The organism is Acinetobacter haemolyticus CIP 64.3 = MTCC 9819 (genome assembly GCF_000369065.1).
GTDB classification, from domain to species: domain Bacteria; phylum Pseudomonadota; class Gammaproteobacteria; order Pseudomonadales; family Moraxellaceae; genus Acinetobacter; species Acinetobacter haemolyticus.
This window is the reverse complement of record NZ_KB849800.1, coordinates 154,838-178,733: the sequence shown is the minus strand read 5'-3', so window position 1 is coordinate 178,733 and position 23,896 is coordinate 154,838. Positions and strand designations below refer to the sequence as shown.

22 protein-coding genes, 6 tRNA genes, 1 other RNA gene, 1 pseudogene and 1 riboswitch are annotated in these 23,896 nt (G+C 40.9%); of the genes and pseudogenes, 18 read left to right on the top strand and 12 right to left on the bottom strand.

Features of this window, described 5'->3' with window-relative positions; translation table 11 throughout:
- Positions 1 to 73 precede the first annotated feature (73 nt).
- From F927_RS03585 to coaD, 5 genes are all read right to left on the bottom strand, one after another.
- A tRNA-Met gene (locus F927_RS03585) sits at positions 74 to 150 on the bottom strand.
- Between the two features lie 237 nt (positions 151 to 387).
- Positions 388 to 464 (bottom strand) — tRNA-Ile (locus tag F927_RS03580).
- A gap of 61 nt (positions 465 to 525) precedes the next feature.
- Positions 526 to 881, bottom strand: an RNA gene (gene rnpB, locus F927_RS16695) — RNase P RNA component class A.
- Between the two features lie 26 nt (positions 882 to 907).
- On the bottom strand, positions 908 to 1,171 hold the full coding sequence (locus tag F927_RS03575) for a YfhL family 4Fe-4S dicluster ferredoxin (RefSeq protein ID WP_005081519.1): 264 nt from the start codon (positions 1,169 to 1,171) through the stop codon (positions 908 to 910).
- A 1-nt stretch (position 1,172) separates the two neighbouring features.
- Entirely contained in the window at positions 1,173 to 1,664 is a 492-nt protein-coding gene (gene coaD / locus F927_RS03570; RefSeq protein WP_004638166.1) for a pantetheine-phosphate adenylyltransferase, read from the bottom strand.
- 129 nt (positions 1,665 to 1,793) lie between these two features.
- On the opposite strand from coaD, the gene smpB reads away from it, so the two are divergent.
- Entirely contained in the window at positions 1,794 to 2,270 is a 477-nt protein-coding gene (gene smpB, locus F927_RS03565) for an SsrA-binding protein SmpB (protein ID WP_004638165.1), read from the top strand.
- Between the two features lie 35 nt (positions 2,271 to 2,305).
- On the opposite strand, the gene F927_RS03560 is transcribed toward smpB, so the two are convergent.
- From F927_RS03560 to rluD, 3 genes are all read right to left on the bottom strand, one after another.
- Entirely contained in the window at positions 2,306 to 2,878 is a 573-nt protein-coding gene (locus F927_RS03560; RefSeq protein WP_005081517.1) for a flavodoxin family protein, read from the bottom strand.
- A gap of 83 nt (positions 2,879 to 2,961) precedes the next feature.
- Positions 2,962 to 3,702 carry a peptidoglycan editing factor PgeF gene (gene pgeF / locus F927_RS03555; RefSeq protein WP_005081516.1) on the bottom strand — a complete coding sequence of 247 codons (741 nt, stop codon included), beginning with the start codon at positions 3,700 to 3,702 and terminating at the stop codon, positions 2,962 to 2,964.
- 80 nt (positions 3,703 to 3,782) lie between these two features.
- Positions 3,783 to 4,832: a 23S rRNA pseudouridine(1911/1915/1917) synthase RluD gene (gene rluD, locus F927_RS03550; RefSeq protein WP_005091456.1), complete on the bottom strand. Its 1,050-nt coding sequence runs from the start codon at positions 4,830 to 4,832 to the stop codon at positions 3,783 to 3,785.
- Between the two features lie 71 nt (positions 4,833 to 4,903).
- Here rluD and F927_RS03545 point away from each other — a divergent pair, with 71 nt between their 5' ends.
- Together F927_RS03545 and F927_RS03540 are read left to right on the top strand one after the other, a co-directional pair.
- Positions 4,904 to 5,893, top strand: a complete 990-nt coding sequence (locus F927_RS03545; RefSeq protein ID WP_004638161.1) for an outer membrane protein assembly factor BamD — start codon at positions 4,904 to 4,906, stop codon at positions 5,891 to 5,893.
- A gap of 187 nt (positions 5,894 to 6,080) precedes the next feature.
- A complete protein-coding gene (locus tag F927_RS03540; protein ID WP_005081514.1) occupies positions 6,081 to 7,955 on the top strand; it encodes a DNA primase in 1,875 nt (624 codons plus the stop codon).
- 8 nt (positions 7,956 to 7,963) lie between these two features.
- Here F927_RS03540 and hemA read toward each other — a convergent pair whose 3' ends face one another.
- Positions 7,964 to 9,247: a glutamyl-tRNA reductase gene (gene hemA / locus F927_RS03535; RefSeq protein ID WP_005081513.1), complete on the bottom strand. Its 1,284-nt coding sequence runs from the start codon at positions 9,245 to 9,247 to the stop codon at positions 7,964 to 7,966.
- Positions 9,248 to 9,326: 79 nt separating this feature from the next.
- Between hemA and F927_RS03530 the strand changes: the two genes are divergently transcribed.
- The 12 genes from F927_RS03530 to F927_RS03475 all read left to right on the top strand — a co-directional run bounded on the left by F927_RS03530 (position 9,327) and on the right by F927_RS03475 (position 17,511).
- Complete coding sequence (locus F927_RS03530) at positions 9,327 to 11,045, top strand: tetratricopeptide repeat protein (protein WP_005081511.1); 1,719 nt, start codon at positions 9,327 to 9,329, stop codon at positions 11,043 to 11,045.
- Between the two features lie 4 nt (positions 11,046 to 11,049).
- Positions 11,050 to 11,631 carry a lipoprotein insertase outer membrane protein LolB gene (gene lolB / locus F927_RS03525; RefSeq protein WP_005081509.1) on the top strand — a complete coding sequence of 194 codons (582 nt, stop codon included), beginning with the start codon at positions 11,050 to 11,052 and terminating at the stop codon, positions 11,629 to 11,631.
- 13 nt (positions 11,632 to 11,644) lie between these two features.
- Positions 11,645 to 12,478: a 4-(cytidine 5'-diphospho)-2-C-methyl-D-erythritol kinase gene (ispE, locus tag F927_RS03520; RefSeq protein ID WP_005081506.1), complete on the top strand. Its 834-nt coding sequence runs from the start codon at positions 11,645 to 11,647 to the stop codon at positions 12,476 to 12,478.
- Positions 12,477 to 12,551: transfer RNA gene (locus F927_RS03515), tRNA-Gln, on the top strand. The genes ispE and F927_RS03515 overlap by 2 nt, the downstream gene beginning before the upstream one ends.
- Positions 12,552 to 12,579: 28 nt before the next feature.
- Positions 12,580 to 12,654: transfer RNA gene (locus F927_RS03510), tRNA-Gln, on the top strand.
- A gap of 18 nt (positions 12,655 to 12,672) precedes the next feature.
- Positions 12,673 to 12,747, top strand: a tRNA-Gln gene (locus tag F927_RS03505).
- Between the two features lie 85 nt (positions 12,748 to 12,832).
- Positions 12,833 to 12,907 (top strand) — tRNA-Gln (locus tag F927_RS03500).
- Between the two features lie 160 nt (positions 12,908 to 13,067).
- On the top strand, positions 13,068 to 14,021 hold the full coding sequence (locus F927_RS03495; protein WP_004638154.1) for a ribose-phosphate pyrophosphokinase: 954 nt from the start codon (positions 13,068 to 13,070) through the stop codon (positions 14,019 to 14,021).
- A gap of 96 nt (positions 14,022 to 14,117) precedes the next feature.
- The gene (gene rplY / locus F927_RS03490; RefSeq protein WP_005081504.1) at positions 14,118 to 14,414 is read left to right on the top strand and encodes a 50S ribosomal protein L25; all 297 of its coding nucleotides are present in this window, start codon (positions 14,118 to 14,120) and stop codon (positions 14,412 to 14,414) included.
- 19 nt (positions 14,415 to 14,433) lie between these two features.
- Positions 14,434 to 15,015, top strand: a complete 582-nt coding sequence (pth, locus tag F927_RS03485) for an aminoacyl-tRNA hydrolase (RefSeq protein WP_005081501.1) — start codon at positions 14,434 to 14,436, stop codon at positions 15,013 to 15,015.
- A gap of 145 nt (positions 15,016 to 15,160) precedes the next feature.
- Complete coding sequence (gene panD, locus F927_RS03480) at positions 15,161 to 15,541, top strand: aspartate 1-decarboxylase (RefSeq protein ID WP_004638150.1); 381 nt, start codon at positions 15,161 to 15,163, stop codon at positions 15,539 to 15,541.
- Between the two features lie 179 nt (positions 15,542 to 15,720).
- On the top strand, positions 15,721 to 17,511 hold the full coding sequence (locus F927_RS03475) for a patatin-like phospholipase family protein (protein WP_005081499.1): 1,791 nt from the start codon (positions 15,721 to 15,723) through the stop codon (positions 17,509 to 17,511).
- Here F927_RS03475 and F927_RS03470 read toward each other — a convergent pair.
- Both F927_RS03470 and F927_RS17345 read right to left on the bottom strand, forming a co-directional pair.
- Positions 17,508 to 18,695 (bottom strand): hypothetical protein, encoded by a 1,188-nt coding sequence (locus F927_RS03470; protein WP_020846296.1) that lies wholly within the window; start codon positions 18,693 to 18,695, stop codon positions 17,508 to 17,510. The two genes, F927_RS03475 and F927_RS03470, sit on opposite strands and share 4 nt — an antisense overlap.
- Positions 18,696 to 18,700: 5 nt before the next feature.
- A pseudogene (locus tag F927_RS17345) lies at positions 18,701 to 18,939 on the bottom strand (hypothetical protein).
- A 177-nt stretch (positions 18,940 to 19,116) separates the two neighbouring features.
- Positions 19,117 to 19,274, top strand: a riboswitch (FMN riboswitch).
- A 96-nt stretch (positions 19,275 to 19,370) separates the two neighbouring features.
- Here F927_RS17345 and ribB point away from each other — a divergent pair.
- Positions 19,371 to 20,030, top strand: a complete 660-nt coding sequence (gene ribB / locus F927_RS03455) for a 3,4-dihydroxy-2-butanone-4-phosphate synthase (RefSeq protein WP_005081497.1) — start codon at positions 19,371 to 19,373, stop codon at positions 20,028 to 20,030.
- 43 nt (positions 20,031 to 20,073) lie between these two features.
- Here the strand turns inward: ribB and F927_RS03450 are convergent, their stop codons facing one another.
- Positions 20,074 to 20,748 (bottom strand): HAD-IA family hydrolase, encoded by a 675-nt coding sequence (locus tag F927_RS03450; RefSeq protein WP_005081494.1) that lies wholly within the window; start codon positions 20,746 to 20,748, stop codon positions 20,074 to 20,076.
- 93 nt (positions 20,749 to 20,841) lie between these two features.
- Between F927_RS03450 and F927_RS03445 the strand changes: the two genes are divergently transcribed.
- Positions 20,842 to 21,609, top strand: a complete 768-nt coding sequence (locus F927_RS03445) for a hydroxymethylpyrimidine/phosphomethylpyrimidine kinase (protein WP_005081491.1) — start codon at positions 20,842 to 20,844, stop codon at positions 21,607 to 21,609.
- Between the two features lie 229 nt (positions 21,610 to 21,838).
- On the top strand, positions 21,839 to 23,887 hold the full coding sequence (locus F927_RS03440; protein ID WP_005081489.1) for a TonB-dependent siderophore receptor: 2,049 nt from the start codon (positions 21,839 to 21,841) through the stop codon (positions 23,885 to 23,887).
- Positions 23,888 to 23,896 lie beyond the last annotated feature (9 nt).

Below are 23,896 nucleotides of genomic sequence, written 5' to 3'. Positions count from 1 at the left end.
ATGGTGACTAGCAAACTTCTCGTCATATGAACAAATACATAAAAAAAACCACGCAGGAGCGTGGTTTATAAAATGGTGGCTATGACGGGACTTGAACCTGTGACCCCCGCATTATGAGTGCGGTGCTCTAACCAACTGAGCTACATAGCCGTAAACTGTGAGCGCATTATCTAGTGTTATGCTATGCAGGTCAAGCCTATGACATTGAAAAAACAAAACATATGCGCACTTTTTATGCATCCGAATATCGATTGATTATTTTTCAGCAAATAGAACATTTCATAAGTGCATTTCAGTATTCTTGTTTTACAAAGACCATTAGAAACTGAGCGCAATCGCTAAAAATAGCAGATAAAAAGAGACCACGCAGGAGCGTGGTCTATAAAATGGTGGCTATGACGAGACTTGAACTTGTGACCCCACGCTTATCAAGCGTGTGCTCTAACCAACTGAGCTACATAGCCTAAAACTGTGCGCGCATTATCTTAACTTTCACTACACTCGTCAAGCATAATTTTAAAAAATCTTAGAAGTGGGCCTGTAAGCCGGGTTCTGTCGAGGACGATCATTCCTCTAGGCGTACAATCACTCATACGCTCAAGCGACCTACCCGAATCCAGCACGGGCCGTGCCTCAGGATTCCTATTTGGTCTTGCTTCTGGTGGGGTTTACCTTGCCGTGAACTGTTACCAGACACGCGGTGCGCTCTTACCGCACCCTTTCACCCTTACCTCACGAATGAGGCGGTCTACTCTCTGCTGCACTTGCCGTCGGTTTACACCGCCCAGGCGTTACCTGGCACCCTGCCCTATGAAGCCCGGACTTTCCTCCCCTGCTTCAGTCACGGAGACCTCCACAGCAGCGACCGTCCAGCCCACTTCGTGGCGCATATTATCAAAGTTCGACGTTAATTGCTCGATTTTTTTTGCGCTGTTAATTTTTTGTATTTTTCCATAAGCTCATCATGTGATTCCACATGCGTAGGATCCAAAGGAATACAATCCACTGGGCAAAATAATTGGCACTGCGGCTGATCAAAATGCCCTATACACTCTGTACAAAGTGATGGATTAATCTCATAAATCAACTCACCCATATAAATAGCTTCATTTGGACATACAGGCTCGCAGACATCACAATTGATGCATTCATCTGTAATATATAATGACACGCTACCAGCCCTGTTGATGTTTTCGTGCAAAGGCCTCGACCACAACGGCAGGCACAAACTTAGTCACATCCCCTTTCAAACGTGCAATTTCTCTCACCAAAGTCGATGAAATAAATGAATACTGCTCTGATGGCGTTAAAAAAACTGATTCAAACTGGGGATCTAGCTGGCGATTCATATTGGCTAACTGAAATTCATATTCAAAATCAGAAATCGCTCTTAAACCACGGAGAACCGCTGTCGCACGTTGCTCACGAAAGAAATTCACCAACAAGCCATCAAAACCAACAAATTCAACATTGTCTAAATGGCTTAATGATATTTTTGCTAGCTCAACGCGTTCTTCTAAACTAAACACAGGATTTTTATGATGCCCAATCGCGATTGCCACTACAACTTCATCAAACATTTTTGATGCTCTTGCAACCAAATCTACATGTCCATTGGTAATTGGATCGAAGGTCCCCGGATAAATCACACGTGTTTTAGACATGCGTTGTACTCTAGTTAATGAGATAAGGTGCATATTTTAACAAAAGTTCAGCCTAAACGCTAAATTTCTAAATGATGGAAAAAGATTACGTTTTACGGCACAATATATGCAATTGTGGAAGTTTGAATTATGGCGCAAGCAACAGTTGTAAAAAAACATAATGGTGGCACGATTGCTCAAAACAAAAGAGCGCGCCACGATTACTTTATTGAAGAAAAATTTGAAGCAGGCATGTCCTTACAAGGCTGGGAAGTAAAATCACTTCGAGCTGGTCGTATGAGCTTGACTGAAAGTTATGTCATTTTTAAAAATGGCGAGGCTTTTTTATTTGGCTCACAAATTCAGCCTTTATTATCTGCTTCAACACATGTAGTACCTGAAGCAACACGTACACGTAAATTGCTCTTATCTCGCCGCGAGTTAGAAAAGCTTTTAGGTGCAGTGAATCAAAAAGGGTATTCTTGTGTACCTTTAGCATGTTATTGGAAAGGACCTTTAGTAAAGCTTGAAATTGCTTTAGTAAAAGGTAAGCAATTGCATGACAAGCGCGCAACAGAAAAAGACCGTGACTGGCAACGTGATAAAGCACGGATGTTGCATAAATAGTAAAAACCTCCTATTGGAGGTTTTTTATTGCACTATTAAATAGTAAAATGTTTCAGCTTCAATTCGGCTAAGTATTTTCCAAACTTTCTTGCAGTTTCCAGATCCCCTTCAGGTGGAGTTACTTCAACACTCGCATTATCTGATTGCGTCATTAAACCCAAGAAACTCGACATACGATTAATATCTAAAGGGCTACGTCCAGTCGGCATAAAAGGTAAACCAGCCCATAACATGCCATGTTGCATGGCAAATAAGTTAATTTGCTGCAACACTGCAAGTTTATCGCCACTTAGACCACCACCATTGGTAAAGCCAGCTGCTAGTTTACCCTGCCATGTTCGTGCTAACCATCGTTTCGAAGAATCTTCCATAAACTGTTTTAAAGCTGACGTCAGACTTCCCATATAGGTTGGACAACCCATCACAATTACGTCCGCTTGATCTAAAAGCTCCCACTGAACAGCGGCCACAGATAACACATGAACTTCTGCGCGAGCTTGTTCAGCGCCTTGAGCGATGTATTGTGCAACTTTAGCAGTATGACCATAGGGGCTATGATAAACCACACAAACTTTAACTTTGGGAGTAGCAGAATCAAGAACAAACATGGAAACTTTTAAAACCAATGAATTGAGTCAAGTTTAACATTTTTCGCACAAGCAAGGCGAATCACAATTGAAAACAATGCAATTTATTGCATAAATACAAAAGTTGCCATTCGTCCTGTTTTACTATTACGGCGATGTGAAAAGAACTCATCCGCCTGTTGATAAGAGCACTGCCCCCCACCCAAAACGGTTTCAACACCTAAACGATTTAAAATAAATCGAGCAATCGCATAGAGGTCTGCCTGATATTTATCCTCGACTTGCCCTACCATAAATGCAGACTCTAATTCAGGATATTTATCACAAAAAGCAGCTTTTACTTCAGCTCCAACCTCGAAACAAGGTTGACTGATAGCCGCTCCTAACCATGCCCATGTTGGCGAAGATTGCATTTGAGTAACCGTATTTTCAACAATACCATTCGCCAAGCCACGCCAACCTGCATGTAAATTGGCAACTTCTGTCCCCTCAGCATTGCCTAAAACTACAGGTAGACAGTCGGCAGTCATCATCATGAGTGCATGACCTTTGCGTTGCGTGACAAGACCATCACCTTCAAGTGAGATAAATGAAATTTGTTCATTTACAGTATGACAAATCGTACTATGGGTTTGAGTCAACCACGTCAGCTTATTGACACCAAATTCTGAAAATTGATTTAACAAAAACATACGGTGTTGTTGCACACGCTGTGCATCATCATTGACATGTAAAGCCAAATTAAATCCAGCTAAATTTATATTGGATGTTGCAATCGCTTGGTCATTTCCAATACGCGTTTGACCAACAAAAATACCTTTGGGCAAACCCTGTACAAACTCCATAAAATCCCTTCCCATGCAAAATATATTGCTCACCTTTTGAAAGGGAGGCAAAGCCCCCTCTGATTAAAAGGGAGCTTTACTTAATAGGCTTCATTTTCACTACGAAGAACTTCAACCAACTGAGTAAAATCTTCTGGCCAAGGTGCTTCAAACATCATGTCCTCACCTGTACGCGGATGGACTAAGCCCAATTTTGCAGCATGTAACGCTTGACGCTTAAAGCCACGAAGCATATCAGTTAACGTAGCTGAAGCCCCTGCTGGAAAGCGCACACGATTGACATACACAGGATCTCCCACTAACCCATGTCCTAAATAGCTAAAGTGCACACGGATTTGATGGGTACGCCCTGTTTCCAATTGCGCTTGAACACGAGTGAAATCACGGAAACGCTCTTTCACATTGTAGTGTGTTACCGCATCACGACCACCAGGCAGGATTGCCATTTTGACGCGGTCTACAGGGTGCCTTTTGATCGGTTCATCAATGGTGCCACCTGCAATAATATTTCCATACACCACAAGGTCATAGACACGGTAAACTGTCTTTTTGGCTAATTGTTTACTCAATGAAAACTGGGCTTCTAAATTTTTAGCAACGACCAATAGTCCACTGGTATCTTTATCAATACGATGAACCAAACCAGCACGTGCTAGCTCAGCAAGTTTTGGTGCATGATAAAGTAAAGCATTCACCAAAGTCCCTGTCGGATTACCAGCACCTGGATGAACCACCATTCCCACGTCTTTGTTGATCACAATAATATCGTCATCTTCATAGACAATATTTAAGGGAATATTTTCAGGCTGACTGGATGTTTGTGCCTCGAGTTCAACTTCAAGCGTTAATAATTCATTACCTTCACAACGGTACTTGGGTTTTACAATATTGCCATTTACTAACAGATGCCCATCTTTCATCCATTGCTTAAGTTTTTCACGAGAAAACTCATTCCACACCAGCGCAGCGACTTGATCAATGCGTTGACCTAAATAGTTTTCATCGAGTTGAACTTGCAACGATAAACGTGTTGCAGTTGAGTCAGAATTATGATTATCTGCATCGACAGAATCTTCGAGTAAGAAATCTGTTTCAGAGAAGTTTGAATTGGAAGATTGTGCTGAAGTCATTTGATGATCGGTACAAAAATGGTTTAATAGTACCATTGTAGCTTATTGCCCAGAATAACAGAGGAGTTTTTATGTCGCTACCACGTTATAAAATTACAGTGCTCGCACTTTCTTTAGGTGTAGCATCTGCATTTGTGGGCTGTAGCAGCAATCCGAGTAAGAAAGAAGTGGTTGATAAAGGACCACAATCAAGTGAACAAGTTTATTTTGAAAAAGCACTCAAATCTCTTGAACGCAATCAATATACTGACGCAGTGAAATCATTAGAAGCGTTAGATACTTACTTCCCAACTGGACAATATACCCAGCAAGCACAACTTGAACTTCTCTACGCAAAATTTAAACAGAAAGATTATGAAGGCACGATTGCACTTGCGGATCGATTCATTCGTTTAAATCCACAGCATCCTAATGTAGACTATGCCTACTATGTTCGTGGTGTTGCGAATATGGAAATGAACTACGATAGCTTAATTCGTTATACTTCATTGAAACAGGCGCATCGTGACGTAAGCTATATTAAAGTTGCTTATCAAAATTTCGTTGATTTGATTCGTCGCTTCCCTAGCAGCCAATATTCTGTTGATGCTGCGCAACGCATGAAATATATCGGTCAAGAACTTGCTGAAAGTGAAATGAATGCTGCGCGCTTCAATATTCAACGTAAAGCATGGTTAGCAGCGGCTGAACGTGCTCGATGGGTTCTTGAGTATTATCCTCAAACCCCACAAACACCTGAAGCATTAGCAACTTTAGCTTATAGCTATCAACAACTTGGGGATAAGGCAACATCCCAACAATATATTGAGATTCTTAAGCTCAATTATCCAAATCTAGTCAAATCAAATGGTGAAGTTAATCTTCGTGCTGCACGCAAAGAAGGCAGTTGGGTTAACCGTGCAACCTTAGGTTTATTGGGGCGTGAATCTCAACACATTGAAGTTGAAAATAACGAGACTCAAATCGAACCACCTCGTCGTAGCTTAACCAACCGTTTAAGTTTCGGATTATTTGATAAACCAGAAACTGAACAAAGCAGCGAAGAAGATGCAGCAAATTAATTTCTAAGTATTCGGGTGTGTGGTTTTAGTCTATAACGTAATGCATGGTTAAAATGTCAACGCCACCTGATCTCATTATGCGAACAGGCAAGTTAATCCTTGCCTGTTTTTCATTTTATGCAACAATGATAAAGAACATTTTTGCATTCTTCCAAATGCTCTACCCAGTTTTAAATGGTAACCTCTCATGGCAATTCCACAGCATACAATTGATCAAATCCTAGATCGAACCGACATCGTCGATTTGATTGGTCAACGTGTGAAATTGAAAAAAACTGGACGAACATATTCTGGCTGTTGCCCTTTTCACCAAGAAAAAACACCATCCTTCCATGTCTATCGTGATAAACAGTATTATCACTGCTTTGGCTGCCAAGCCAATGGAAATGCGATTCGTTTCTTGATGGACATTGACAGTCGTAACTTTATCGACGTGATGAAGGATCTGTCTAATCAGACTGGAATAGAATTACCCAAAGATAATCACGACAACAAAAAACTCTCTTATAAACGTAGCCCTCAGACGCCACCTTCTCCGCCTGAAAAGATATCTCCCCCATCAACAACAAATCACGCTATTCATGAACCCATGGATGAGCATTTTGTTGATATGGATCGGTTTATGGACGATCCCTTTGCACAATTCGATCCAGGCTTCGGCATGGATGAACAAGTAGAAGGCAACCTGTATGACCTCTTGGAAAATATGGCACAGTTCTATGAGCGTCAACTTCCCCATAGCCAAAAAGCGCAAAATTATTTCAAACACCGTGGCTTATCGGCTCAAACCATTCAATTCTGGCGTTTAGGTTATGCACCAGAGGATTGGCAACACTTAGAAAAAGCATTTCCTCAGGATATAGAAGGCTTAAAACAAATTGGATTGATTCGCTCTAGTGACAGTGGTCGAGATTTTGATTTATTACGGGATCGTGTAATTTTTCCGATTCGTGACCATAAAGGTCGTGTGGTCGGTTTTGGTGGACGTGCGTTGAATGATGACATTAAGCCTAAATACATTAACTCCCCTGATTCAGAAGTCTTCCATAAAAACCAACTGCTTTATGGTTTATATGAGGGGCGTAAACTCAAAGCCAATGATTGGTTGATGGTTGAAGGCTATATGGACGTAATTGCCCTACAGCAATACGGCATCAATGGCGCTGTCGCAACGCTTGGAACAGCAAGTAATGCAGACCATTTGAATACCTTGTTTAAACAAAACTCTCGTATTACCATCGCTTTTGATGGTGATGCGGCGGGACAAAAAGCAGCTCGACGAACTTTAGAAATTGCACTGCCCTTACTTAATGATGGGCGTGAGTTAAAATTCTTTGTACTCCCCAATGAACACGACCCGGACTCGCTGATTCGTCGAGAGGGTTTGGAAAATTTCCAAAAATTGCTACAACAAGCGCCATTATTATCTGATTTTGTATTTGCTCATTTAACGGGACAACACGATATTAGCACCCCTGAAGGTAAAAGCTTAGTCATGGGTGAACTCCGTGAGTTGACCGAGCTACTCCCTAAGCAAGGCTCATTTCGTTATTTGCTCACTCAATCGTTCCGCGAAAAACTGGGTCTAGGCAAACGCTTTACCCCACAAATTAGCCATGATGCATCTTTATCTTTTAATATCCATACTAAAGATGAAGATTTTGCAATAGCAATCTTGATGCACCACCCATTTCTTTATATCCACTTTGAAGAGCTGCGTGCAGTCATTGATCAAAATGAGCTATTGGCGAAGATCTTAGCTGTATTAAATATTGTATTTGACGATCTACCCGATGATCAGGAATTGGCAACTTATTATGTACTCGGTGCATGTAGTCATTATAGCCATGAGCTTGCAGATATTATGCAGCGTACCAACATTGAGTCTTTGACTGAAGCACCAGAAGTGGCCGACAAATTAGCGAGAGACTTCTCTTTAAATTTACAAGAAAAATATTTAAGGCTCAAACTTAAATCACCTATCTCTCTGATAGAATCACGCAATTTACGCCAACAATTAAATGAGTTAACGAAGCAAATTAGTTTGAAGTTGTTGTCTTAACGTTAGACTTAATTCTTAGGTTTTCGTTCATGCTCAAACACATCTTGTAGATGCTGCTGTAGCCATTCAAAATAATCAGGATTTTCTGCTTTAGCAGCTTCTCTTAATAAAATCGAAGTCGGGTGCATAAGTTTTTGGGTTAAACGATGCGCAAACTCTTGTAATACTTGCTCAGCTGCATGTCCATGTTGTAAAGCGTCCAAAGCATGAGTTAATTCTTTTTGACTAATCTCTTCGCTGTGTTGACGATAAGCCTGAATCGTACCACTCGCCTCTTTCACTTTTTGCTGGGTCATCAATTGGGTCGCCAATTGATTGACCATAAATTCAGCCTCAACAGCTGCTTGACGTCGTTGCGCTAAGTTTTCATCAATCACGCTCTGTAAATCATCAACACCATACAAATAAACGTTATCCAAAGATTCTACTTTAGGATCAATATCACGAGGAACTGCCAAATCTACCATTAACATTTGTTGATAGCGACGACTCTTTAGCGCACTTTTAACATGTTTATATTCAATCACTTGATGCAAACTGCCTGTACAACTCGAAATCACATCTGCCCTGTGCAAATTTTGCGCCAGCTCTACAAAAGGAATGATTTCGACTTCAACTTGATGCGCGATTTCTTGTGCCAGTTGATCTGCTCGTTCACGGCTACGATTACAAATGATGATCCTTGCAACCCCCATTTCAGCCAAATGTTTAGCAACAAGGCTATTCATCTCTCCAGCAGCAACCACCATAACCGTCAGCTTTTCTGGATGACTAAACACTTGTGTTGCTAACTGCGCCACTGCATAGCCCATAGATACGGCATGACTACCCACTGAAGTTTCAGAACGGACCCGTTTTGCTGCATAAAATGCGTATTCAAAAATCCCATTCAATTCAGGAGAAACGGTCTCTGCATCTTTAGATAAAGCCAAAGCGCTTTTGACCTGCCCTAAAATTTGCGGCTCTCCTAACATCAGTGAGTCTAAACCACTTGCAACACGCATTAAATGCGTAACGGCTTGAGCATTCTCGTAACGATAAACATGATGAATCAACTGTTTAACATCAATATTATTCACTTGGGCGAGCCAATTTAGGATGCTATCTGCATCCTCCGTCATGGCATAAACTTCTGTACGATTGCATGTCGAGACCACCACCATATCCTTCAATGCAGGATGTTGGTTTTGCTCAAGCAATAACGCTTCCAATCGCTCTGCATTGAAAGCGATTTGCTCACGGAGTTCGACAGAAGCTGTTTGATGGTTGACACCCAATGCAAAGAAAGACATATCAGATCATCATTTCGCTAAATTTATGTTATTGTGCAACATCGGTGTCATAAAAAGCATTACTTTGGATCAATAAAAATTGCGTCAGCTATATCGCCGTATCCAGTTTAGCGGCAAGACGATTAGACGGTATTCTACCACAATCTTATTGTTAGGTAGTATGAGCGCGTACGTCTCTGCACAGGCAATACACGACATGTATGCCGATCAGAGCTTTGAATATGCCCTCAAACAGAGCATGGTTGCTGAGTTTTCGCTCGCCTATGATGATATTCCAACAGCACTACATAACTACACTGTACTTGCGATTCGCAGCAATTCAACCACGATCAAACAGCGTGCGCTAGATATCGCACTTGAATATGATGATTTGCAAGCAGCTTTAGACATTGCAACGCATTGGGTTGAACAAGAACCTAAAGACGTTCCCGCTTTATTTTACTTGTCACACATCGCTTTAAAAACCCATGAATACGAACTCGCGGCAAAAACCCTTGATAAAATTTTAAATATTGACCCTACGGCTGATTTAGAACAAATACTTGCAGGGATTGCACCAGAGCAAGCAGAAGATCGTGAAATTCTGCTTAATGCATTACGCGCAAGTAAAGAAAAAAATAATCCTTCTATTTTGGCACTGATTGCAGGTCTGGAAGCTCAAGATGGCTTGTACGAACAAGCACTGAAAAATATCAACCGTGCCCTACGCAAACGTTCTAAATCAACAAGTTTTATTTTAATGAAAGCCAATTTGTTAATGGCTTTAAAAGACCAAGAAGCCACACAAAAGTGGTTAGCACGCGCTAGCCGTAAAAATAAAAATAATTTGGATGTTCGCTTAGCAGAAGCACGTTATTACATTCAAATCAATCAACAGCAGCAAGCCTTTGATAAGCTTCAAGCAATAATTAAAGACCATCCTCATGCTGAAGAAGCTTTATTTATTGCAGGTTTAACCAGTATCGATTTAAAGCAATACGAACTTGCTGAGCAATATTTGGTTGAGTTACGCACGTCTGAAAAGTATCAAAACGAAGCCTATTACTATCTCGCCATCAACGCGCAGCGTAAACAGCATTATGAAACAGCCGAAGCTTATTATCGCTTGGTCGATGGCAACTTATATATCGTCTCCAGACGCAATATGATTGCGATTTTTGAACAGCAGCAGCAACTCAATGACGCTTTAAGATTTTTGACCCAAGAGCGCGTTAACTATCCGCAACATGCCAGTTTCTTATATCAAGCACAGGCTGATATCTTAAAGAAAATGAACAATAAAGCGGCTGCTCTAGCCTTACTTGATGAGGCGATTAAAAATATTCCTGATGACCCGGAACTCATTTACGCAGAGGTTTTACTGCTCGATCCTTATACCGATCGTGATAAACTAGATAAAGCACTCAAACAGCTTTTACGTATAGAACCCAATAGCCCTACTTACCTAAATGCTTATGCTTATACTTTGGCACTGCAAAATCGTCGTCTCAAAGAAGCACGAAAATATGCCGAACTCGCACTAGAGTACGCCCCTGAACAAGCTTCTATTTTAGATACACTGGGCTATATTGCATTTCTACAAAATGATTTTGATACGGCAGTTAATGTACTCGAACAAGCATATTCACTCAGTCAAAACATCAATATCGGTGTTCGTTATGCTAAAGCACTCTATATGCAAGGCTCACTCACCGAATTTAGCGATGTGTTACAGCAACTGAAACAAAAACATGCGAATGCCCCACAATTACAACAACTTGATAGCTTAATCTTACCTGTCACTGTAAAAAAGAGTTAAATCCATGCGTTTTTTTCCAAAATTATGCGTCGCATTATGTAGCAGTAGTGTGTTGCTATTAACAGGTTGTCAACACCTGAGCCAACCCAAAAAAACGATCATTTCTCCACAAGTTCAAGATGAAAATAATTTTAGCTTACAGGGAAAAATAGGGGTTCGCACACCGCAACAATCAGGTAGCGCATTCTTCACATGGATACAACAACAAGATCAATTTGATATCGAACTGACAGGAATTCTAGGTGTCGGCAAAACCCAAATTCAAGGAAAATCAGGTGAAGTCACGTTAAATAGTTCTAAAACAGGCTTAATCACAGCAAGTTCACCTGAAGAACTTTTGGAAAAAGCAACAGGTTGGCAAGCACCAATTATGCACCTCACACATTGGATACAGGCCAAACCCGCTACTCTACATGCTCAAATGACACGAGATGAAAGCAATCGCTTAAAACAACTCATTGAAGATGGTTGGACTGTAGATTTTAGCTACAATGATGGTCAAACATTACCAAACAAGCTACTACTCAAACAAGCGCTTGAGGAAAATAAAGAAAACCGTATTACAATGGTGATTCAAAATCGATAACCTAGATGTTTATATGATTAAAGTACCGTCTCCTGCCAAGCTGAATTTGTTTCTGCACATCACAGGTCGCCGTGAAAATGGCTACCATGAACTACAAACTATTTTCCAACTGATTGATTTATATGATTGGATGAGTTTTGAACCCTGTGTAAGTGAAACAATTCAAATTGAAGGCTTGGCAGACGTACAACTTGAGCAAAACTTAATCTATCGTGCAGCACAAATATTACGCCCACATGCCAAAAAACCTTGTGGCTTGAAGATTCATATCGAAAAAAATATTCCAATGGGTGCCGGTTTAGGCGGAGGATCTTCCAATGCTGCGACAACACTCATCGTACTGAATCAACTATGGCAATGTGACTTAAATGAGCAACAACTTGCCGACTATGGAGTGCAACTTGGTGCTGATGTACCGATCTTTGTTTTTGGACGTAATGCATGGGCTGAAGGTATCGGTGAACATTTATCATTCATAGACTTAGCTCAAAAAAAATTCATAATCCTAAAACCTGACTGTTTTATCAGCACTCAATTGTTATTTTCACAAAAAACATTGACAAGAGACTCTAAGATCACTAAATTTTGCGCCTATCAGTTAGAACCTTCCAGTTTTGGAAATAACTTTGAACCTCTGGCTCGATCGTTATATCCCGAAGTTGAAGAAGCAATGCAATATTTAGATCAGTTTGGTCTAGCAAAGCTTACAGGTACAGGTGCTTGTGTTTTTACTGAAGTAACTGATGAAATGAATATCGAGTTAATCTTGAAAAATGCACCTTGTAAATCTTACTTGGTAAGCAGTTTGACAGAATCACCGTTAAGACATTTCAAAGTTGCACGTTAGGGGCGTCGCCAAGTGGTAAGGCAGCGGGTTTTGATCTCGCCATCCGTTGGTTCGAATCCAGCCGCCCCTGCCAATTTTCACCTGTAAATGATGTATGTAATAGGGGCGTCGCCAAGTGGTAAGGCAGCGGGTTTTGATCTCGCCATCCGTTGGTTCGAATCCAGCCGCCCCTGCCATTACAGATCATCAAATTTAGGGGCGTCGCCAAGTGGTAAGGCAGCGGGTTTTGATCTCGCCATCCGTTGGTTCGAATCCAGCCGCCCCTGCCATATCTTTAGACAGACTTGTTTTATCTCGATGTTTGATCAAATATATTGACAATATCAAGTAAAACGATTAAAGTTCTGCCGCATTAGGGGCGTCGCCAAGTGGTAAGGCAGCGGGTTTTGATCTCGCCATCCGTTGGTTCGAATCCAGCCGCCCCTGCCATATAATAGATTGCTTTTTAAACTACCCGTTGGAAAATTTTTTAATTTTTCTTTAGCGCTTGGGTGAAGTATTCTTCATATAGCCCTCTTTGGAAAATCATCGATTTTTCTCTTGCGCTCGGGTGAAGCGTTGCTTCACGTAATCCTCGCTCAGGTGCTTCATGCCCAATCTTGTCGTTTTTAGTGGAAGTGCTCATCCACAATTTGCTCAAAAAGTCGTAAGTCATTTACATATCCCTTTAGGTGCTGCTTCAGTTAGCAAGTTCTCTGATGGCGAAATTTCAGTTGAAATCACTGAAAATGTACGTGGTAAAGACGTTTTTATCGTTCAATCTACTTGTGCGCCAACCAATGATAACCTGATGGAAATCTTGGTCATGGCTGATGCTTTGCGTCGTGCAAGTGCGGGTCGTATTACGGCGGTTATTCCTTACTTCGGATATGCACGCCAAGATCGTCGTCCACGTTCTGCTCGTGTACCAATCACAGCTAAAGTTGTAGCTGACATGCTAACAACTGTTGGGATTGACCGTGTGGTAATGATTGACTTACACGCAGACCAAATTCAAGGTTTCTTTGATATCCCTGTTGATAACATCTACGGTACACCAGCATTACTTGCTGACTTACGTCAACAACAACATGATAACTTGATGGTGGTTTCACCTGACGTTGGTGGTGTTGTTCGTGCACGTGCTGTTGCCAAACAATTAGGTGATATCGATTTAGCGATTATTGATAAGCGTCGCCAAAAAGCAAATGAGTCACAAGTGATGCATTTGATCGGTGATGTTAAAGATCGTGACTGTGTCATCGTTGATGATATGGTAGATACCGCAGGAACGCTTTGCAAAGCTGCTGATGCACTTAAACAATTTGGTGCACGCCGCGTTATTGCTTATGCAACTCATCCTGTTTTATCAGGTAAAGCGATTGAAAACCTACAAAATTCTGTCATTGATGAATTGGTTGTCACTGACACCATTCCTCTTTCAGATGAAGCAATGAACTTAGGTAAAATTCGCCAAGTTTCTGTTGCTAGCATGGTTGCTGAAACAATTCGTCGTATTAATAACGAAGAATCTATTAGCGCTATGTTCGATAGTTATCTATAATAGCCCAGCTTTTTTCAAGCCCTGCCCTTTGGCAGGGTTTTCTATCACTAAACTGGTCGCAAGTTTAGTTCATTAAACTCCAATGAGGATATGCCCATGGCAAACTTCGTATTAAATGCTCAAGCACGTGAAGCTGCACAACAAGGGAAAGGTTCGAGCCGCCGCCTTCGTCACGCAGCTCAAATCCCAGCAATCATCTATGGTGGTAGCGCTGAGCCTGTAGCAATTACTTTAGAACTTCGTGAAATCGTTAAAGCTTTAGAAAACAATGCGTTTTTTGAAGAAGTTATCGAAATCAAAATCGGTGACAAAGTTGAAAACGTTAAAATCCAAGCGTTACAACGTCACCCAGCTAAAAACACACCTATGCACGCTGACTTCAAACGCGCATAAGTGTTAAAGGCGTAAATTAGTGTCAAATATTTCGCTAATTGTTGGTTTGGGCAATCCTGGAAAGGAATATGCCCAGACCCGTCACAATGCAGGTTTTTGGTTCGTCGAACAACTTGCAGACCGTTATGGTATTTCCTTAAAAGCAGATCCAAAGTTTCACGGATTCAGCGGTCGTGGTCAGATTGAAGGTCATGACGTACGCTTATTATTACCAACAACGTTTATGAACCGTTCTGGTCAAAGTGTTGCCCCTTTCGCTAAATTTTATCAAATTTCTCCTGAATCAATTCTCGTTGCTCATGATGAACTCGATATGGATCCTGGCGTTATTCGTTTGAAATCAGGCGGTGGACACGGCGGACACAATGGTCTACGTGATATCGTTCCTCATATTGGTGCTAATTTTCATCGTTTACGAATTGGAATTGGACACCCTGGCTCCAAAGAGCGTGTTTCAGGCCATGTGCTGAATAAAGCACCTAGCAGCGAACAACACTTAATGGATGTAGCTATTGATCATGCACTTTCCAAGGTGAAACTACTTGTTGATGGACAAGTTTCACTCGCCATGAATCAAATTAATGCTTACAAACCCGCTTAACCTTGAACTGAATTGTTGAACAATCACGCTTGCCATATTGCTCATTTAGGCGCAAAATGCGCATCAAACCGCCTATAGCCTGCGGAAAACGTGACAAGTCAACCATAAGATATTCATCTTAGGTCTTACTCAGGAGACGCTAGCCATGCTATCTCGTTTATTAAAATGTAAAATTCACCGTGCAGTTGTGACACATGCTGAACTTCATTATGAAGGTTCTTGCGCAATTGATGGTGTGTTGATGGATTTAGCAGGGATTCGTGAATACGAAGAGATTCACGTATGGAACGTAACTAACGGCAAACGCTTTACTACGTATGCAATTCGTGGTGAAGATGATTCAGGTATCATTTCAGTCAACGGTGGCGCAGCACATCAAGCGGATGTAGGTGACTTAGTCATTATTGCAACTTTTGGTGACTTTACTGAAGTTGAAGCAAATGCACATAAACCACGTTTAGTTTATGCAAACCCAGACAATACTGTAAATCACACAGCAAACTGTATTCCTGTCCAAATCGCATAAGCTTTAAAGATCCCCAAAGAGCCAGTCAAAAATGAACTGGCTTTTTTATTGGATTTTATTCAATCACCCGACCAACATACAAAAACACCTACAAATGCCCTGCTAATTTACTCAACCAGACTTGCAATACGCGATCAGTATTTATTAAATAAATAGAAAATAACGATAATTTTAAATATATGGATATTATTAAAACACTCCGTAAGGTCACTATACTTGCAGAGCTTGATGATGCGGTACTGCAAGGCCTAGCAAGTGAATGTAGAATCAAATATTTACATACAGGTCAGCGACTTTATCAAGCGAATGATCCAGCACATCATGTGTATATTATTGTCTATGGACGTCTCAAACTCACGTCCACAACAGGATTGTCAACCTACTTAGGACATCACGAAATCATCGGAGAAATGGGTGTCATTTCCGAACATCCCCATCACGGTACAGTGCATGCAATACGAGATACCGCTCTACTGACTATACCTCAACAACAGTTTATTGATTTTATCTACAAGCATCCAAATGTGTTATTGGCGCTATCTCGATTAATCATTGCTCGCTCACAACCAGAGTTACAACATACCCATGCAATGAGTCATAGCCGCACATTATCAATTGTTCCCGCAGCACCTCAGATACCCGCAATTCATCTTGCCGAAAAACTAACTGAACATCTGCAACGTTGGCCACATGTTCGTCTTATTACAGCAGCGCATGTAGATGCATTATTTGGCAGTGGCTTTAGCCAAACACCCTTGGATTACAGTGCTGATGATTTAAAATTACGTTTATGGTTAGCCAATTTAGAAGAAAAGCATTGTTATGTGTTATACGCAGCCCACAGTCATTCTGATGAATGGGCAAAGCGTTGTTTACATCAAGCAGACCGTATTTTAATTCTCGCCGAAGCAAATTTAACGCCAATACACACTCCCTTAGTGGATGTATTAAATCAACATCAATGGCAAAGTCCAATTGAATTGGTTTTATTACGTTCGGAGGGTGATCCCTCTCCACATACACTAGAGTGGAAACGGCTCTATCGAGCCCGTGCTCATTATTTTATCCATCCATGGGCACGGGCTGATATCAGTGCTGTGGCTCGACAGATTTCAAGCCAAGGACTCGGACTGGTTCTGGGTGGTGGTGGTGCACGCGGCTTTGCACATATTGGTCTCATACGCGCATTGGAACAACTGCATATTCCGATTGATATCGTCGGTGGAACAAGTATGGGCGCATTTGTAGCAGCCTTAGTGGCATGCGGTTTTGATAGTGTCGAAATGACCCATATTGCCTATGAGACTTTTGTAGCCCGAAATTATTTAAATGACTATACCATGCCTAGAGTGTCGCTAATCCGTGGTCAAAGGTTCCATAGTCGGCTCCAAGCTATTTTTGGGCAACGTCGGATCGAAGAACTCAGGCAAAGTTATTATTGTATTTCTACTAACTTATCTACTGGCCAAGCCGTTATCCATGATCAAGGGGAGCTTGCAACATGGGTTGGCACCAGTATGAGTGTTCCTGGTGTCGCTCCACCTGTCGCATGGCATGAAAATTTATTATGTGATGGTGGTGTGATCAACAATCTGCCTACCGATGTAATGCAAAACCTCGAGAGAGGTACAATTATTGCAAGCAATGTCAGTTTAATTGATGATATTCGAGTCCCAGGAATTGGTTTAGATGAACCTGATCAAAGTGCCTTACTCAACTGGAATAAACGAATTAAAGATAAACTATTACCAGCACCTAAACTCGCTGAAATTTTGATGCGTACTGCAACTCTTGCAAGTGACACCATGATTCAAACAGCCGCAATTGAACGCGCTCATTTACATATTCGTATGCCCATCGAAGGCATTGGCATGTTTGACTGGAATAAACTCGATGAACTGGTCGAACGAGGATATCAACATGCAATAGAAACACTACTCCCGATTCGAGACACACTCCCTCATATCTAAATGTTATTTATTCTTGGTGCTTGTATCTGATAATGGTCCATCAATTGATCTAAATATTGATAAGTTTCTAGATCCAACTCTTGCATATATGCATCTAAAATCCTTTGACACTGCTGTTGTTTTTCCAGTGGCATCCGTCGTACAACATCAAAAGTGACATTCCATTGAGAACGAACCAAAGAAGCATATGCAATGTGTTGTAACACCTCCTCATCAATCTGTGCAATTGCTTTTGCAACTGCTTCTCTTGCCTCATCTTGCATATAATTTACAACAACCAACATATCTGGCCATAAGTCACAATGATCCGCTGCAGCCACAATACTTTGAATAATATCAACCTGTCTTAGTGCGGGTAGATTCGCAACATAACGTTGAGCGTGATCAGATAAACATGCCACCACTGGTAACATATCCTCCCACAACTGATCTTCTTGCGCTGCCTGAATAATAGCATTGATGACTTTTTCCCCTTGTTTTACAGCTAAATCACCTAGATCACGCTTTAACTCATAACCAATATGACTCATCAACGCCAATAACTTGGGCCAAACCAACCGTTGTGCAGGATCACAAATAATCAAAAGTGCTTTCTCAATTCGTACTTTGGGTAATACATGAACAAGATGATCTATGCGCTCTCTAGATTCAATATAAAATGCAATCTCAAGCAGATCACTTTCTTGCTCAATCATCTGAGCAACATCTTGAACAACATCATCTGATAACATCCCAACAAAACGCCCCATGGTGACAAAATCACGCTGTTGCAACAGAATATTGGCAATGTCCTTAATTTGATGTGTCGTAAAATAGACCAACAACTCTCTCGCCAATCTCGGATCTAAATACACTGAAATAGCAGCAAGCGTATCTGCAGGTAGATGCTTCGCAATCTGATATAAATTTTCCGTCGATAAATGTACTGCGATTTGTGCCACAATCAGAGGATCTAAAAATCTTTTTACCAAGAAAACACTAAATCGATTGGGTAACCAACTCACCCACGATGCCAAATAACGAAAACGTGTTTTTTGTTGATCTTGCAGCAACTCAATAATTGCAAAACGAAATTGTCTTAAACTCTCTGGTGCAAGTGACTGTAAAAAATCCAATTGTTGCTCTGATACTTTCATGATATGAGCAAGCTTTATAATTTCTGCATGTACAGCTAATCGAGTCATATACATCACCGATTGTCATTTCTGGATCGAAACAAGGCTCGAAGAAAAAAAGCATTTGAAACAAGTGCTGATTGATTTTTCGATTTTCATCTTCAATGGTTTGCTGTAATTGCTGATTGAGCCAAGCAAGATGCTGCTCAGATAATTGTGAAAAATCTTGAAAGCTCATCACAGGACGCCTAAGTTGCTGTGCAAGCTGCTCTAAGGCTACTGTTTGTTCTTTTGTTGGTTCTTTGCTCATCATCCATTCTTCCGTGTTATTGTTGTTTTATCTATTCAGTGTAAGCTGAATTAAAAAATATTGGTAACTTTGCAAAAAATAAAAACATTGAGCCCATCATCATATTTTTTCATTTTTATAGAACGATTCATTCTATAAAAAGTTCTCTTTTTCAGAGCAACTTTAGCTATAATCAAATTACATCGCTTCAGGGCGGGGTGAAATTCCCCACCGGTGGTAAGTTGGGCATTAAACATGAATGACCTAACCAGCCCACGAGCTGGTATATATGTTTATATACTTGCAGATTTGGTGAGATGCCAAAGCCGACGGTATAGTCCGGATGAAAGAAGACGAAACCACCGAAACAATCTTTTGGTTTGTTTTGGTATGCGCTTATTTTTACATCAGTCCTGAAATGTTCAAACGTAGCTTATTTACGAGAGCGTTTCATTATGTCGAGTTTAATTCAACCCGAACTTTTCTTTTCAGCCCTTTCCCCAGCTGAACAACGTATTCAACAAGCTTTAGAAGACATTCGCCAAGGCAAACCCGTGTTGGTGATGGATGATTTTGACCGTGAAAATGAGGCCGATTTAATTATTGCTGCTGAAACTTTAACAGTCGAAGTTATGGCGCAAATGATTCGTGATGGTTCAGGTATTGTCTGTTTATGCCTAACAGAAGCATTGGCTGATCATTTAGCTCTTCCGCCTATGGTCGTGGATAACTCAAGTCAATTCAAAACTGCATTTACGGTAACAATTGAAGCCGCTCAAGGTGTAACCACAGGTGTCTCGGCCAAAGATCGCGTGACGACTGTTTTCGCCGCGACTCAAGACGGTGCTGTAGCAAGTGACCTCAGTCGCCCAGGACATGTATTTCCATTACGCGCACGTGATGGTGGTGTACTCACTCGTCGAGGTCATACTGAGGGAACGATTGACCTCGCCCGTTTAGCAGGCTTAAAACCTTCAGGTGTGTTGTGCGAATTAACCAATCCAGACGGCTCAATGGCCTCTGGTATTCAAGTTCTTGCTTATGCACAAACCCATGGTCTGACGGTGATCAGTATTGAAGAATTAGTCCAATACCGCTTAAAACATAATGTTTAATTAATAAAAGCCTCGATCATTCGAGGCTTTTTGATCAATATAGTTATGAAACCTTTCGCTCAATATTTAATTGATCAACCACCTCAATCAATTGGCCAAATTCAGAAATATATGCAACAGGTTGTACCTGAGCTAACTCTTGCGTTGTTCCATAACCATAATTCACAGCAATAGTTTCGATCCCGTTTGCGCGTGCACCAATGACATCATATTGACGATCTCCCACCATAATGCAGTGCTGAGCATTCAACTGCTCTTGCTCAAGAATATAAGCAATTAAATCTGCTTTATTGGTACGTTCCCCTGTTAACTCACTACCATACATTTCAGTAAAATACTGATCTAACTGGAAATGAGCCAAAATTTGCTTTGCATAAACTGTGGGCTTCGCTGTTGCAAGAAATAATTGATACTCCTGTGTTTGTAGCTGCCGTAAAGTCCCTTCCACTGTTGGATAGACTTCATTTTCAAATAAGCCTGTCACTGAAAAACGCTCGCGGTAAGCAGCTAAAGCTTGTTCGGCCAAATCATCATCTTGAGTATCTAATAATTTTGCTAATGAGGCTTTCAGAGGTGGACCAATCGTCCAATCTAAATCAACTTCATCCGCCAAAGGTTGATTGAGCTTTTCTAACGCATAACGAATCGAACCATGAATTCCTGTTTTAGGATCGGTTAATGTCCCATCTAAATCAATCAGTATATTTTTGATCGTCATTCGTTCAATCTCTTAAAGCCTTACACAACATAGTCGAGAGTTTCTCGAAACTTCCCTATACTAACGTAAATGAAAACATAAAAGGAAATTGCAGTGCGTCCGACCGTACTTTGTTTTTCAGGTTTAGATCCATCAGGCGGTGCAGGTCTACAGGCAGATATTGAAGCGATTGGACAAAGTGGTGCACATGCTGCAATTGCTTGTACTGCTTTAACCATTCAAAACTCACAGCAAGTATTTGGTTTTGAAGCAACCTCAAAAGAACTATTATTGGCTCAAGCAGATGCTGTGGTCGGTGATTTACCGATTAAGTGCGTAAAATCAGGTATGTTAGGCACAACCGATAATATTGCTGCATTAGCTGAGTTTTTACGTGCACACCCAGAGTATTTATATGTACTAGATCCTGTTCTCGTTGCCAATAGCGGTGGTTCACTGGGCGATCAAGCGACTTTGGTAAAAGCATTTGTTGAGTTAATTCCCCTAGCAACAGTCATTACCCCCAATACAGTTGAACTCAGAGCATTGACAGGAGTTGATGACATCGAGCAAGCCACACAAACATTATTTGAAATGGGTGCAAAAGCAGTCCTTGTTAAAGGTGGGCATGAAGATACCCCTGATCATATCCGTAATGTACTCTATGCTGATGGGAAAATGATTGCTGAAAGTCAATGCCCTCGCCTAGATGGTGAATATCATGGCTCGGGTTGCTCTTTGGCAAGTTTTATTGCAGGGCGCTTAGCCCTCGGTGATTCACTAAAAATCGCCGTACAACATGCAGAAACATGGCTATTCGGCGTATTAAAACACGCTGAAACACCAGTACCCCATGGGCAAAAAATTCCAAAGCGGTTTTAAACCGCTTTGCTTAAAGCTCATTAAATACTTTTTGATCTTAGTTTCACCGAAGGCTTTGAATCAATTTAAATTTTATATGAAAATATGTCATTCATTGATGAGCACTTATGCAAAATATTCATCAATTCAAACACACGAATAAAATATAATAATTATCATTTTAATTTTCATCATAATCCTCATGCTGAAGCGCCGCATCTTACCTAGTTTGTTACCCCTGAGTTGTGCTATGACTGTATTTGGGAACGACCAAATCAGTACCCTACCCACCCTTACTTTTCAGGCATCCTCTGAGAATGCAGAGTATGAATATAAAGTGACCTCTGCAAGTGCGGCAATGCGTACTCACACCTTACTGAAGGACACTCCTCAAGCCGTTACTGTAATTAATAAAGCGATACTTGAAGATATTCAAGCAACTCGCTTATCTGAAGCACTCGATGTAGCAGGACTGGGACGAGCAAATAACTTTGGTGGACAAGGTCTCACCACCTTCACCTCTCGTGGTTTTACCAGTGGTGAATATTATCGAAATGGCTTCCCGATCAATCGCGGTTATCCTAATGCACCTGATAGCTCAACTATCGAGCGTGTAGAAGTTTTAAGAGGTGCATCATCGAGTTTATATGGCCGTGGTGATCCAGGAGGGACATTTAATGTCGTTAGTAAGACACCTCAACCCGATCGGAAAACAACATTTGGGGTCAGTATTGATAACGAAGGACTTTATCGCAGTAACATCGATACCACTGGTTCTTTCACGGGAGACGATCGTATCACTTACCGTTTGAACTTAATGGGTGAAAATGGGGATACTTATCGCGAGCATGTGGACTCAAAACGATGGAACATCGCACCCGTAATTCAATGGACACCATCAGATCAAACAAAAGTTATCTTAGAGGCGGACTTTTTAAGAAATCAACATGCACTTGATCGAGGCTTTACCCGCTATGATGGTCAACAAAAACAATCCTTTAATCCAAAAGACTATTGGTGGGAATCAGGGAAAAATCGAAACCGTTTATATAACGATAATGATATGTTCCAACTACGGGTCGAACATCATCTCAATGACACATGGACGTTGAATGTAGGCACTCAATATTTAGATGGAAATTTACATGGCTATGCCGTTGAAGCGAATGGGATAAAAGCTGATAGTCATGGTGAGATCATTACTCGAAATTATAATTGGCGAAATTTGGACTGGAATGATAAAAATATCCAAGCAAGTTTAGTTGGCGAGTTTGATTTATTTAATCTAAAACATACGTTAATCACTGGACTAGAGTTTGAAGATTATGATTATCGCTCGTACATCATCCGTTCTACTGCCCCATTTGACTTAAATATCCATCATCCCTACCGTACACAACCATTACCCGCATTAGAGAACGTCACGACACATGATCATGAGCAGCTCACCAGCAAAGCGTTCTATATCCAAGATCAAATTCGTTTTACAGACCGACTTAATACCGTGATTGGCCTACGTTTTGAACAATACCAACATGATTATACGAATTTTATGAATAACACTTCATGGTCAACCAAACACAATACGCTAATTCCTCGTGTTGGCTTAACATATGATTTAAATGAACAACTTACTGTCTATAGTAATATTAGCAAATCATTTAAACCCAACTCTGGTGCCGATCGAAACAATCAAGGCTTTGATCCAGAAGAAGGTATTTCATATGAAATCGGATCTAAACTCGCATTGTTTGATGACAAGCTTTCCTTTGAAAATGCTCTATATTATGTAAAAAAAGACAATGTTCTCACCTTAGATCCACTCGATAGCACTAAAAGCGTTGCTGCAGGTGAGGTCACCAGCAAAGGTTTTGAGCTCAGTCTCGTTGGTAACCTTACCCCTGAATGGAAAATCATTGGTAATTATGCCTATACAGATGCGGCAGTGAGCAAGGACAATAGCTTAGCGAAAGGAACCCGCCTCGCGAATATTCCTAAAGATTCATTCAATTTCTTGACAATGTATGAGTTCCACTCAGAACCGCTGGAAGGTTTAGCAATAGGACTAAATCAGCGCTATATAGGAAATCGAAAAGGACAAACAGCAAGTAACACCTATACTATGGGTGCCTATGCCACTACAGACTTTATTTCTTATTACAATCTCTCATCTGATATACGTTTAAGTTTCGATATCAAAAACATCTTTAATAAGAGATATGATGATAGCGCATTCAACCGTTATGTTTATCCTGGCCAGCCTCGTACTGCCAAACTTGGCGTCACCTATTCATTTTAAATCGCATTT